This is a genomic window from Rhizobium gallicum bv. gallicum R602sp, from assembly GCF_000816845.1.
Classification (GTDB): Bacteria; Pseudomonadota; Alphaproteobacteria; order Rhizobiales; family Rhizobiaceae; genus Rhizobium; species Rhizobium gallicum.
Genome location: NZ_CP006877.1, coordinates 3,473,946 through 3,485,872, shown reverse-complemented (window position 1 = coordinate 3,485,872; position 11,927 = coordinate 3,473,946). Strand labels below are relative to the sequence as shown.

Genomic DNA, 11,927 nt, shown 5'->3' with positions numbered 1-11,927 from the left:
AGGCAGAAACGAAAAAAGCTCCCGCAAAGGAGAGCTTCTTCATCGAAAGCGGGGGAAATTACATGCGGCGCGTCAACGTGAATTGCGAACCTGCATCCGAGGTGCAGTTCAGCTGACTTTGGTTGACGAGCGCGCAATTGACCTTCGACTGCGTCTTGCGAACCAGCGATGTCATGCTGATTTCGACCAGTGACGGCGAGGTGTTGATATAGGTGCCGGACGCGAGCAGCTGGTTGCTGTCGGTCGTGCGGGTGGTGAAGGTGCCTGCCTGGAAGGTAGAAATGATGCCGTTCGGATCGGACCAGGAACCCTCGACGCCGGTCGGCGCAGCGCGTGTCGCTACCGGCATGGGGCGGTCTGAGACGCAGGCGGCAAGCGCTGCTGCTGCACCCGCAAGCACGAGAATGTTTCTGAACGTCATATGGTTCTCCCGGCGATTCGGAGCGGACTCTATCCGCGAAATTCTCGAAAAACATGGCGCGAGCCCGCCGCCATGGCAAGCCTCCTGCAACGATGAAGCGAAATTACGCGGCAGGCGTTACAAAAATGCCCGCATTTCGGCGGGCATCGATGCGCATTTGAATGCCCGGTTACGAACGAACCAGGATGTTCTTGAACTGCCAGGGATCCTTGGTGTCGATGTCTTCCGGGAAGAGGCCCGGGCGACCATTAAGCGGCGTCCAGTCGGTGTAGTGACCTTCGACCGGGCCGAGATAAGGCAGCTGCACTTCTAGGCAGCGCTTGTAGTCGATCTCGTCGGCTTCGACGATACCAGCCTTCGGATGTTCGAGCGCCCAGACCATGCCTGCGAGAACCGCAGAGGTCACCTGCAGGCCGGTCGCATTCTGATAGGGCGCGATGCGGCGGGTTTCTTCGAGCGACAGGCGCGAGCCGAACCAATAGGCGTTCTTCTCGTGGCCGTAGAGGAGCACACCGAGTTCGTCGATGCCGTCCTCCAGCTCGTCTTCGTCGAGAACGTGGTGGACCGGCTGCGACGTGCCGCCGTTACCGAACATCTCATGCAGCGACAGGATCGCGTCGTTGGCCGGATGGTAGGCATAGTGGCAGGTCGGGCGGAACGTGACTTCGCCATCCTTGTCGCGGACCGTGAAATAATCGGCGATCGAAATCGACTCGTTGTGAGTGACAAGGAAACCATATTGCGGACCAGGCGTCGGGCACCAGGTGCGCACGCGGGTATTGGCGCCCGGCTGCTCGAGATAGATCGCGGCCTTGCAGCCCTTCTTCTGCTTCTTGGCGTTCTTCGGCATCCAGTTTTCATGGGTACCCCAACCGAGCTCTGCGGGCTGCATGCCTTCGGAGATGAAGCCTTCGACCGACCAGGTATTCCAAAAGACGTTGAGCGGCTTCGGATGCTTGGTGCGCTGCGTGTCGCGTTCGGCAATGTGGATGCCCTTGACGCCGACCTTCTTCATCAGCTTCGCCCAGCCTTCACGGTCGTGCTGATCCGGCTCGTCGAACTTCACGCCGATTTCGTTGGCGAGGTTGACGAGCGCCTGCTTGACGAACCAGGACACCATGCCCGGGTTTGCGCCGCAGGTGGAAACGGCGGTAGCACCGCCAGGGTTCTTCGCCTTTTCCTTGCGGACGGTTTCGCGCAGCGCATAATTGGTGCGATCGGCGTTCTTCATGTTCTTGTCGAAATAGAAGCCGAGCCAGGGTTCCACGACGGTGTCGATATAGAGTACGTCGAGCTTGCGGCAGAGCTTCATGATGTCGAGCGAGCCGGTATCGACCGAGAGATTGACGCAGAAGCCTTGACCGCCGCCTTTGGTCAGAAGCGGCTTCAGGAGATCCTTGTAGTTGTCCTTCGTCACGTATTCTTTGATGTGGAGGACACCGTACTTCTTCAGGATCTCCATGTCGGCCGGCTCGTCACGCGGGTCGATGACAACCATCCGGCTCTTGTCGAATTTGAAGTGGCGCTCGATCAGCGGCAGCGTGCCGCGGCCGATGGAGCCAAAGCCGATCATCACGATCGGACCGGTAATTTCGGCATATACCGGGTGGGTCTGTTCCGTCATTCTTTTCTCCTATGGAAGGTGACGAAGGCGATGAACCTTTAAGAATTCTTCTGCAATGGCGCGAGAAATGCGAGGTGACCGGCTCTAACCATAAATCGGCGTCACAATAAAGAGCGTTTGGGCCGGAAATGGATTTATCAGCGAGCGAACATGGGCAAGCTCCGCAACGAGGTCGGCCCTGTGCAGCGTCAGCCCCTTTGTAAGAGACTCTAGTTTTTCAGGATATCCAGCCCGGCGGCCACCGTCGTCACCGCGACTTCTGTGATCTCATATCTTGCAATGCCGTGAACTATGAATGGATCGGCGGCGACACAGGTCTCGATCTCGGCACGACTGCCGATAGCGAGGATGACGCCGCCGGTGCGGGGAACCTTGCGGCCGGAAGCAAGGAACCAGCCTTTGGCATAGCCTTCCTTGACCCAGGCCATATGCGGCTCCATGTGCTTATCGGCCTCTTCGTTCGGCTTCACATAGGTGAGCGCCAGTATGAACATGGCAAAATCCTTCCGCCCTATAGTTGCGAACCTGTTGAATATTCGATTGGAACGTTGCCATCCATCTTCTTTTGAGGAGTTGCGCGGCTTAGATGACAAGCCGTGCGGGGATGAGGCCGCGAAGCGAATTTCCAACGTAGATCTGGGCGTTGTGCAAATCGTCCAGGCGGATGCGACCGACGCGGGCTTTGCGCTGACAGATCAAGTCGGTGCGCAGCACGCCAGCGAGCAGGCCGCAGGAAATCGGCGGGGTGCGAAGGATGCCGGAAGCATCGCCGAGGAAGACTGAAGTGATCGTGCCTTCGCAGACGTCACCGCGTTCGTTCAGCATTAGCACTTCGTCCGCCTGCTGCGGCGTGTATTCGGCGCGGGCGGCTTCGTAGACCGTGCGGCGGGTGGTCTTGATCCGCAGCAGCTTGTCGGCGCTGTCGAGGCGGGTCGAAGCGATGCGGATGCTCCACACCGTGCCTGGCGCAAGCGGTGTGAAAGGCGCGGTCGTGACTTCTATGCGGCCCTGCGCATCGAAGGTCAGCCGGATGCGCAGAGCGCCCGTCGCGCCTTGGACGGAGGCATTGAGCTCATCGAGCGCATGTCGCGGCTCGGCAAAGCCGATCCGCCGGGCCGAGCGCGTCAGACGGGCAAGATGAAGCCGCAGGCGCATGAAGCCGGTCCCCGGTTCGAACCGCAATGTCTCAATCAGCGAGAAGTCGCTCATCGCGCGATTTCCTGGTCACCGATCGCAAAGCGCGCCTTGAGAAGGCATTCTTCATATTCGGCTTCCGCAGTGGAATCGAAGACGATGCCGCCACCGACATTGAAGATTGCCTTGCCATCGTCAAAAAGGCTGATCGTGCGGATCGCAACCGAAAAGCGCATGGCGCCTGCCGGAGAGATCATGCCGATCGCGCCGCAGTAGGCGTCGCGTGGCGTGTCTTCGAGTTCATGCAGGATGTGCATGGCGCTGAGCTTCGGTGCGCCGGTGATCGAGCCGCAAGGGAAGAGGGCGGCGAAGATATCGAGGATGGAAAGGTCAAGAAGAAGTTTCGCCTGCACATGGCTTACCATTTGGTGCAGTGTGGGGTAGGTCTCGATCTCGAAGAGCTTCGGAACATCGAGCGTACCGACCTTCGTGATGCGCGAGATGTCGTTGCGAAGCAGGTCGACGATCATCCGGTTTTCCGCCTGTGTCTTCATATCGTGCCGCATCGCCGCGACAATGGCTTCATCTTCGGCCGCATCGGCGCCGCGCTTGGCGGTGCCTTTCATCGGATGCGTCTCGATCCAGCCTTCCTCGTCCGTCCGGAAGAAGAGCTCGGGAGAGCGGGACAGGATGACGGGGCCGCCGAGATCGATCAGCGCACCGTATTTCACCGGCTGACGTTCAATCAGCGACCAGAAGGCCGCGCGCGGATCTCCATTCCAACGTGCTTCGATGGGCATGGTGAGGTTTGCTTGATAGCAATCGCCCTGGCGCAGATAACGATGCAATCGCTCGAAGCGCTCTTTGTATGCGGGGAATGCCCAAGCGGCTTTGGGCGCTTTTAGGAATTCCTCGTTGTCGAGACGCTGTTTCGGCTGCGCGAGCGGATGCCCATCCTTCTTTGGGGCGTCGAAGATGCCGAAGCAGAGCAATGGCGTCTGCCTGTTCTCTTGCACGAAGCCTGCGAGTTTTTCCTCGAAGAGATAGCCCGCTTCGTAAGACAGATATCCTGCCAGCCACTTTCCTTCCGTCTTGGCCGTCTCCATCCGTGCGAGGCCGGCGAAGAATTCGGCACGCGTCCGGGCGATGATGATCTCGGCGGGATCGGCGAAGAGCATGACTTCGCCGGTCGTGTCGTCGCGGAAGAGGATGCAAGACCGAGAAATTGTCATCCGCGCTCCCATTTGCTGAGATCGGTCGCCCCCGATTTCCTCATTCCCGTGCTTGTCACAGGGTTCCAGTCCCGGCGCATCCGCGTCGCGAATGACTTTTTTCGTTTCAAAGAGTCTCCCGCGCCCAAGGCCTTGGGCCCACTGGATTCCTGTGACAAGCACGGGAATGAGGGAGAAGGGATTACCTTCATCGTTCCTCGTAAGCGTTGCGCAATGCCTGGCTGCTTGCACCGACGGCCGAAGCTCAAGGTCAGGGCCTTCGGCTAGCCCCTGACCTTGAGTTGCGTCTTAAGCCTTATCAAGCGCTTCCAATTCATCGATCAGCCCCTCAATCATCGACAGGCCCTTGCTCCAGAACGACGGATCGGTGGCGTCGAGGCCGAAAGGCTTCAGGAGTTCAGAGTGATGCTTGGTGCCGCCGGCCCTGAGAAGCTCGAAATATTTGTCCTGGAAGTCCTTGTCGGCTTTCCGGTAGACGGCATAGAGCGAGTTCACCAGGCAGTCTCCGAAGGCATAGGCGTAGACATAGAAGGGCGAGTGGATGAAGTGGGGGATATAGGCCCAGTAGGTCTCGTATCCCTCGGAGATCCTGATCGCCGGACCGAGGCTTTCCGACTGAACCGAAAGCCAGAGTTCGCCGATATCCTCGGCGGTCAGTTCGCCTGCCTTGCGGGCCGTGTGAAGCTCGCGTTCGAATTCGTAAAAGGCGATCTGGCGCACGACGGTGTTGATCATGTCTTCGACCTTTTGGGCGAGCATCGCCTTGCGCTCGCGCTTGTCCGTCGTCTTGTCAAGCAGTGCGCGGAAGGTCAGCATCTCGCCGAAGACGGATGCGGTTTCGGCAAGCGTCAGCGGGGTCTGGCACATCAGCGCGCCCTGTGCGCCCGCCAGCACCTGATGAACGCCGTGGCCGAGTTCATGGGCAAGCGTCATGACATCCCGCGGTTTGCCCATGTAGTTGACCAGCACATAGGGGTGCGCTGAGGGAACCGTGGGGTGAGAGAAGGCGCCGGGCGCCTTTCCGGGACGCACGGGCGCGTCGATCCACTGCTCGTCGAAGAAGCGCTTGGCGATGGCTGCCATTTCCGGCGCGAAATTGCCGTAGGCCGAAAGAACGGTGTCCTTCGCTTCGCCCCAGGAAATCACTGCATTGGAGGTTTCCGGCAAGGGCGCATTGCGGTCCCAGAAATTCATCTGGTCCATTCCGAGCCACTTCGCCTTCATCTTGTAATAGCGGTGCGACAGGCGCGGATAGGCCTGCTTGACGGCAGCTGCCAGCGCATCGACCACGTCGCGCTCGACGCGGTTTGCCAGATGACGGCTGTCGGCGATATCCTCGAAGCCGCGCCAGCGATCGGAAATATCCTTGTCCTTGGCAAGCGTATTGGTGATCAACGTGAAGGTGCGGATATTCGCCTTGAAGGTTTCGGCGAGCGCCATTGCCGCCTTGCGGCGCGCTTCCGGATCCTTGTCCTGCAAAAGATTGAGCGCGACTTCGAGCGGCACCTTCTCGCCGTCGATATTGTAGCGGAGCTCGGCCATGGTCTCGTCGAAGAGGCGATTGAACGCAGCCGCACTCGTCATCGACTTTTCGAGAAAGAGCTGTTCCAGCTTGTCTTCCAGCTGGTAGGGCTTGTCCTTTCGCAGGTCGATCAGCCAGGGGCGGTAATGGCCGGCCTCAGGGTCGTTTGCCATGCATGCATCCATCACCGCGTCGTCGATGCGGTTCAGCTCCAGCGCGAAGAAGAGAAGGTGGCCGGAGAATTCGGTGATCTTCGCCTGGACGTCGCCGTAGAGCTTGCCGTTGACCGGGTTGGTCGTATCCGAGAAATAGGTGAGGCCGGCAAAAGAGCCGAGACGGCCGATGAGATCGTCCAGCGCCTCGTATTCCTTCAGCGCCTCGCCGATGCCTCCAGCGCCTATTTGGGCCGCCGCATCGGCAAGTTTGCCTTTCCATTTTTCCTCGAAGGCGAGCGCGTTGCGGCCCGCCTTTTCCATGTCGCTGGTGAAGGCGGTCGAGGTGGCGGAAGGGTAGAGATCCTGCAGCTTCCAGATCGGGAGGTCGCCGAGCGCCGGATCAGCCGCGGCCGAGGCAACTGTTGCCGAAAAATTAAGACCGGCGCCGGGGAGCACGAAATTCATGGCTTGGTTCCTCTTCCTCATTTCGAACAGGTCTGACTGTCTAAGCGCCGGAAGGCCCCGTATCAAGGGGCTTTCGGGATGCTGGAGGCCCCGCTTCGATACGGATTCGGTATCGCCACAATCGTTAAAATGCAATTATTTCTCAAAACTGGATGTTCAAGCCTTTCTGCCAGAGTGCCCGCAGGTTTCGCATGAAGTGAGGCGACAATGACCGGTTATAGTGAGCTCAAGGGTGCAGGGCAGATTCTCGTGGTCGAGGACGACCCGGTACAACGCCGTCTGCTGAAGAACGCAATCGAGCGCCACGGGCATGTCGTCCATCAGGCTGAGAACGGCCGCATCGGCCTGGAGATGGTCAAGCGTGACAGTGGTCTGTTCAATGTCATCCTTCTCGACCTGATGATGCCGGAAATGACCGGCCTCGAATTCCTCGAAGCGCTCCATGAACTCGGCACGCAGATCCCGGTGATCGTGCAGACCGGGCAGGGCGGCATTGAAACGGTAGTGCAGGCCATGCGTGCCGGCGCCTTCGATTTCGTGGTCAAGCCCGTTTCACCGGAGCGCATCGCAACCTCGATCGCCAATGCAATGAAGCTGGACCAGCGTGAAGTGCGGGCCCGCTCGGGCCGCCGTTCGCGCTCCGGCCTCGTCGGCTTCGACGACATTGTTTCGGCAAGCCCGGCGATGATCCGCGTCATCGATCTGGCGCAGCGAGCGGCGCAATCCAACATCCCGGTCGTCCTCGAAGGCGAGTCCGGCGTCGGCAAGGAGCTGGTTGCGCGTGCCATCCAGTCCGGCGGCGACCGCTCGGGCAAGCCCTTCGTCACGGTGAACTGCGGCGCCATTCCGCACAACCTCGTCGAGAGCATCCTCTTCGGCCATGAAAAGGGCGCGTTCACCGGTGCAACCGAGCGCCATACGGGCAAGTTCATGGAGGCCGACGGCGGCACGATCTTCCTCGATGAAATCGGCGATCTGCCGCTCGACGTGCAGGTCAAGCTGCTGCGAGCCGTGCAGCAGGGCGAAGTCGAGACCGTCGGCGCACGCACGGCGCACAAGGTCAACGTCCGGCTCATTTCTGCGACGAACAAGGACCTGATCGAGGAAGTGAAAAACGGCCACTTCCGCGAAGATCTCTATTATCGCCTCAATGTCTTTCCGATCACCATTCCGGCGCTGCGCAAGCGCAAGGAGGACATTCCGAACCTGGTGCGCGTCTTTGCCGACCGCTTCTCGTCCGAACAGAAAAATGGCCATCGCATGACGGTCAGCGCGGGTGCATTGGCATTGCTGACGGCCTATGACTGGCCGGGCAACATCCGCCAGCTCGAGAACGCGATCTTCCGTGCCGTCGTGCTCGCCGAGGGCCACGAGCTCAGCGAATCGGATTTTCCGCAGATCGCTGCCCAGCTGCCGCAATATGACGTGGTCGATCACCTGGCGCTGGTTGCCGACAATACATTTCGCGAGCACGAGGTGGAGTTTGCGGAATTTCACGTTCCGCAGGTCTCTGCGAGCGAGTCGCGCGGGCAGCACGACGAGATGCCGGAGAATGCGATCGCAAGCGTCAATCCGGCGGGCGAGGTGCGCAAACTTGCCGATGTCGAGGAAGAATTGATTCGATTCGCGCTTAAATTCTATCGCGGCCAGATGAGTCAAGTGGCCAGAAAGCTCGGCATCGGACGCTCAACGCTTTACAGAAAGCTCAAGGATTACGGCATCGATCCCGACAATCCCCAGAAAGATGCGGCATAAGCGGCGTTCCATTAATATTCCCGCAAGCATGTTTTGTTACCCGATATAAACCACTTGTTAGTCGATCGTTGACTATGTAAAGAAAAGGTTGATCGTGTGTGGCATTTTTGCCATCGTGTCACCGCAATTGACAGTCATTGGGACAGTTCGGGGACCTGGGCAGTCTGACGGGGATTGAGTTTGCCGGATCTGAATGAGAACACCAAGCCTTCGCGCTTGAGCTGGCGTACAGTGTGCGCCGACATTGGCGGAAAGGCGGTTAGGACGGCCTTGGCTGTCCTTCTCGCACTCGCGGTTTCCTCACCAGTATTCGTTGGTACGCCGTCCGAGGCAGCGGGCGAAACGCGCAGTCTGAAACTCTACTTCATCCATACCGGCGAAAAGGCCGTCATCACCTACAAACGCAATGGCAGGTTCGACCCGAAGGGTCTTGGGCAGCTGAACCGATTCCTTCGCGACTGGCGCAAGAACCAGCCGACGAAGATGGACCCCCATCTTTTCGATCTGATCTGGGAAGTCTACCGCCAGAGCGGTTCCAGGGACTACATCAACGTTGTCTGCGGCTTCCGTTCGCCCGCCACCAATTCGATGCTCAAGTCCCGTTCGCGCAATTCCGGTGTTGCCGAGAAGAGCCAGCATATGCTCGGCAAGGCGATGGACTTCTTCATTCCGGATGTGAAGCTTGCAAAGCTGCGTGCGATTGGCATGAAAATGCAGGTCGGCGGCGTTGGCTTCTATCCGAAGTCCGGTTCTCCCTTCGTGCACATGGATGTCGGCGGCGTTCGCGCCTGGCCGCGCATGAGCCGCCAGGAACTGGCGCAGCTTTTCCCGAACGGCAACACCATTCATATCCCGTCGGACGGCAAGCCCCTGCCGGGCTACCAGCAGGCGATGGCCGACTATAAGCGCCGGGTGAGCACCAATCAGCTTGTCATGGCAAGCGGCGGCGATGCCGAGACGAGAAAGCCGAAGACATTGTTCGCTGCACTCTTTGGCGGCGGCGCAGACGAGGAAGAGGATAGCGCGGAGGATTCCGCTCCGGTCGCCGTTGCAAGGGCAACGCCGCCGAAGGCCGAAGCGCCTGCTGCCGCAGCCGAGCCGCAGCCGACTGAGGTTGCCGCCGTGAATGCACCGGTGCCGCAGGTTCGTCCAGCCTTTGCCGGTCAGCTTGCCGGCGGCGAAGTTGCAAATGCCCTCGTTTCGCCGAATTCCGGCAATGCTGCACAGCAGGCACTTGCCGCTGCCACCGAAGAGCAGGGCCAGCCGCAGCAGTTCGCCGATCTCAGCGCCTATCACGTTCCGGTTCCCTCGCTGCTTGGCCCGCGCAACGCGCCGGGTGATGCGGAATTCGCATCCAACGGTCCGATGGTTCCAACCCCGGCCGAACGTCCGGCGGTCGCCGAAAATCTGCTTGCGGCGGCAGCAATCGATCCACAAGCGGATGCGGACGAAGCCGAAGCCGAAACGGACCGGCTTTCTCCGGCACTGGCTCAAGCGCTTGATCAGAACAATGCAGTCGATAGGCGGGTGGCTGCCCTTGCGCCGGCCACCGTCGAGCAGGCCATCAGCGCAGCGATGCCTGCGGCCAAGCCGGCTGAGAATAAGGCGCCGGTGCAACTTGCCGCGCTCGCTCCTGTCAAATCCGCAAGCTTCGGCGACGCCTTCGACCTACAGCAGACGTCCGAAGACTCCGCTGCCAATGGGGTTGCAACCAAGGGCGGGCGCCCGACGAAGGAGGCTGCTGCCGCTGCCGACGCAAGCCGCGCGACGGTCCGTACCGAGCCGAGGCTGACCCAGAAGATAATTTCGCAGTGGGCGCTGACCAATTCTCGCATGGAGATGATCACGAAGCCGGTCAAGGCACCCCGTTTCGTCAGCCAGACGCTTCGCGCCCAGCCGACCGCCGTCTACGCCGAAGGCTTCAACGTCAAGACAGCTTCCATCGACCCGGCCCGCTTCAGTGGCTCGGCGGTGAACTTCATGGAAGTGCGCAAGTTCAATACGAACTGAGCGAATCAATCAAAATGAACGACAGGCCGCCGGAGAAATTCCGGCGGTCTTTGTTTATGCGCTGGGCACATCCTCCCGCACTTCAGGCGGAGGATTGATGGCCCGAAGGATCAGGCCTTCAGGAAGTCGAGTACGTCCTTGTTGAAGCGGTCGGTATGCGTCTCAGCAAGACCGTGGGGAGCGCCCGGATAGATCTTGAGAACAGAGCCCTCCACGATCTTCGAGGACTCCAATGCGGAAGCACCGATCGGCACGATCTGATCATCGTCGCCATGAATGATGAGCGTCGGCTTGTCGATCTTCTTGAGGTCGTCGGTGTAATCGACCTCGGAGAATTCGTGGATGCAATCCAGCTGCCCCTTCAATCCGCCCATCATTCCCTGCATCCAGAAATTGTCGCGAATGCCTTCGGAGAACGTCGCGCCATCGCGATTAAAGCTGTAGAAGGGCGTCACGAGATCCTTGTAGAACTGCGAGCGGTTTTCGAGCGTGCCCTTGCGGATGCCATCAAAGACTTCAAGCGGTAAGCCGCCGGGATTCTTGTCCGTCTTGACCATCAGCGGCGGCACGGCGCCCACCAGCACGACCTTGGCGACGCGTTTCGTGCCGTGGCGGCCGAGGTAATGGGTGACTTCGCCGCCACCCGTGGAGTGGCCGATCATGATCAGGTCCTTGAGGTCGAGCGTTTCGATCAGTTCGGCCAGGTCGTCGGCGTACTGGTCCATGTGGTTGCCGTCCCAGGTCTGGCTCGAACGGCCGTGGCTGCGACGGTCGTGTGCGATGACGCGGTAGCCGTTATTGCCGAAGAAGACCATCTGCGCATCCCAGGCATCGGCCGAGAGCGGCCAGCCGTGGGAGAAAAGAATAGGCTGGCCCTTGCCCCAATCCTTGTAGAAAATCTCCGTTCCGTCCTTCGTGGTAATCATCGACATGATTTGAGTTCCTCTTGAGCAGGGTTGATTTTCGCTTCGGCTTTGATCTCGGCGCCGTGCGTGAGGCGTCGGATGGGAGTGAGCGAAGCTCGCGGCTTCGCGCATGTGTGAATAGGAATGCATGCATTGTGCCCGCGACGCGCAGCAGCGTTGAGAAAAGACCGGCAGCGGCTCGCTACCATTAAGCCAAATAACTGAAAATTAAGCGGAACCGGACGCGGCTCCAGTATGCGGCGGAGGGATATTATCGCGCCGGATGCAAACCACAATGGGAAAAAGCGGGCTAATTCTAAAGCATGATTCAAAAAAGCCGCCGGGGTAATCCGGCGGCTTGAAAACTGCCAACGGCAATCCTCAGCCTTCCGGCGGGGACTCGATCATGCCGAGCGCGTGCAGATAGGTATCGAGGATGGCTTCCTCTTCCATGCGCTCTTGCTCGTCCTTCTTGCGAAGGGCGACGACCTTCTTCAGGATCTTGGTGTCGAAACCCATGCCCTTTGCCTCGCCGTAGACGTCCTTGATATCGTCGGCGATGGTCTTCTTTTCTTCTTCCAGCCGTTCAATGCGCTCGATGAAAGCGCGAAGCTGATCGCGGGCGACGCCATGAGCATCGGACATCGTGTTCTCCTGATTTTCTCGTCTTGAATTCGGTGGGGAGTGACTGCCGCGAAGCTGCG

9 protein-coding genes and 2 pseudogenes are annotated in these 11,927 nt (G+C 59.5%); 3 read left to right on the top strand and 8 right to left on the bottom strand.

Features of this window, described 5'->3' with window-relative positions:
* Window positions 1-58: 58 nt before the first annotated feature.
* The 6 genes from omp10 to RGR602_RS17135 form a co-directional block, all read right to left on the bottom strand.
* Window positions 59-421 (bottom strand): outer membrane lipoprotein Omp10, encoded by a 363-nt coding sequence (gene omp10, locus RGR602_RS17165; RefSeq protein WP_039846074.1) that lies wholly within the window; start codon window positions 419-421, stop codon window positions 59-61.
* Window positions 422-590: 169 nt separating this feature from the next.
* Window positions 591-2,045, bottom strand: a complete 1,455-nt coding sequence (locus RGR602_RS17160) for a homospermidine synthase (protein ID WP_039846073.1) — start codon at window positions 2,043-2,045, stop codon at window positions 591-593.
* 209 nt (window positions 2,046-2,254) lie between these two features.
* Window positions 2,255-2,539, bottom strand: a complete 285-nt coding sequence (locus tag RGR602_RS17155) for a YciI family protein (RefSeq protein WP_039846072.1) — start codon at window positions 2,537-2,539, stop codon at window positions 2,255-2,257.
* A gap of 88 nt (window positions 2,540-2,627) precedes the next feature.
* Entirely contained in the window at window positions 2,628-3,254 is a 627-nt protein-coding gene (locus RGR602_RS17150) for an aminotransferase class IV family protein (protein WP_039846071.1), read from the bottom strand.
* Window positions 3,251-4,411, bottom strand: a complete 1,161-nt coding sequence (locus RGR602_RS17145; protein ID WP_039846989.1) for an aminodeoxychorismate synthase component I — start codon at window positions 4,409-4,411, stop codon at window positions 3,251-3,253. The genes RGR602_RS17150 and RGR602_RS17145 overlap by 4 nt, the downstream gene beginning before the upstream one ends.
* A gap of 288 nt (window positions 4,412-4,699) precedes the next feature.
* Window positions 4,700-6,553 carry a M3 family oligoendopeptidase gene (locus tag RGR602_RS17135; RefSeq protein WP_039846069.1) on the bottom strand — a complete coding sequence of 618 codons (1,854 nt, stop codon included), beginning with the start codon at window positions 6,551-6,553 and terminating at the stop codon, window positions 4,700-4,702.
* A gap of 207 nt (window positions 6,554-6,760) precedes the next feature.
* Here RGR602_RS17135 and RGR602_RS17130 point away from each other — a divergent pair.
* The 3 genes and pseudogenes from RGR602_RS17130 to RGR602_RS17125 all read left to right on the top strand — a co-directional run.
* Window positions 6,761-8,018, top strand: a pseudogene (locus tag RGR602_RS17130) (sigma-54-dependent transcriptional regulator); the annotation flags it as partial.
* A gap of 74 nt (window positions 8,019-8,092) precedes the next feature.
* Window positions 8,093-8,308 (top strand): annotated as a pseudogene (locus tag RGR602_RS39745) (helix-turn-helix domain-containing protein); the annotation flags it as partial.
* Between the two features lie 180 nt (window positions 8,309-8,488).
* Window positions 8,489-10,318 (top strand): DUF882 domain-containing protein, encoded by a 1,830-nt coding sequence (locus RGR602_RS17125; RefSeq protein WP_039846067.1) that lies wholly within the window; start codon window positions 8,489-8,491, stop codon window positions 10,316-10,318.
* Window positions 10,319-10,428: 110 nt separating this feature from the next.
* Here RGR602_RS17125 and RGR602_RS17120 read toward each other — a convergent pair whose 3' ends face one another.
* Window positions 10,429-11,250 (bottom strand): alpha/beta fold hydrolase, encoded by an 822-nt coding sequence (locus RGR602_RS17120; protein WP_039846066.1) that lies wholly within the window; start codon window positions 11,248-11,250, stop codon window positions 10,429-10,431.
* A 354-nt stretch (window positions 11,251-11,604) separates the two neighbouring features.
* On the bottom strand, window positions 11,605-11,868 hold the full coding sequence (locus tag RGR602_RS17115; protein WP_003585771.1) for a DUF2312 domain-containing protein: 264 nt from the start codon (window positions 11,866-11,868) through the stop codon (window positions 11,605-11,607).
* Window positions 11,869-11,927 lie beyond the last annotated feature (59 nt).

Excerpts from the sequence above, each read along its gene's own strand:
- omp10 (WP_039846074.1), bottom strand. The coding sequence starts at position 421 with ATGACGTTCAGAAACATTCTCGTGCTTGCGGGTGCAGCAGCAGCGCTT.
- RGR602_RS17145 (WP_039846989.1), bottom strand. The coding sequence starts at position 4,411 with ATGACAATTTCTCGGTCTTGCATCCTCTTCCGCGACGACACGACCGGC.
- RGR602_RS17135 (WP_039846069.1), bottom strand. The coding sequence starts at position 6,553 with ATGAATTTCGTGCTCCCCGGCGCCGGTCTTAATTTTTCGGCAACAGTT.
- RGR602_RS17155 (WP_039846072.1), bottom strand. The coding sequence starts at position 2,539 with ATGTTCATACTGGCGCTCACCTATGTGAAGCCGAACGAAGAGGCCGAT.
- RGR602_RS17160 (WP_039846073.1), bottom strand. The coding sequence starts at position 2,045 with ATGACGGAACAGACCCACCCGGTATATGCCGAAATTACCGGTCCGATC.
- RGR602_RS17150 (WP_039846071.1), bottom strand. The coding sequence starts at position 3,254 with ATGAGCGACTTCTCGCTGATTGAGACATTGCGGTTCGAACCGGGGACC.
- RGR602_RS17120 (WP_039846066.1), bottom strand. The coding sequence starts at position 11,250 with ATGTCGATGATTACCACGAAGGACGGAACGGAGATTTTCTACAAGGAT.
- RGR602_RS17115 (WP_003585771.1), bottom strand. The coding sequence starts at position 11,868 with ATGTCCGATGCTCATGGCGTCGCCCGCGATCAGCTTCGCGCTTTCATC.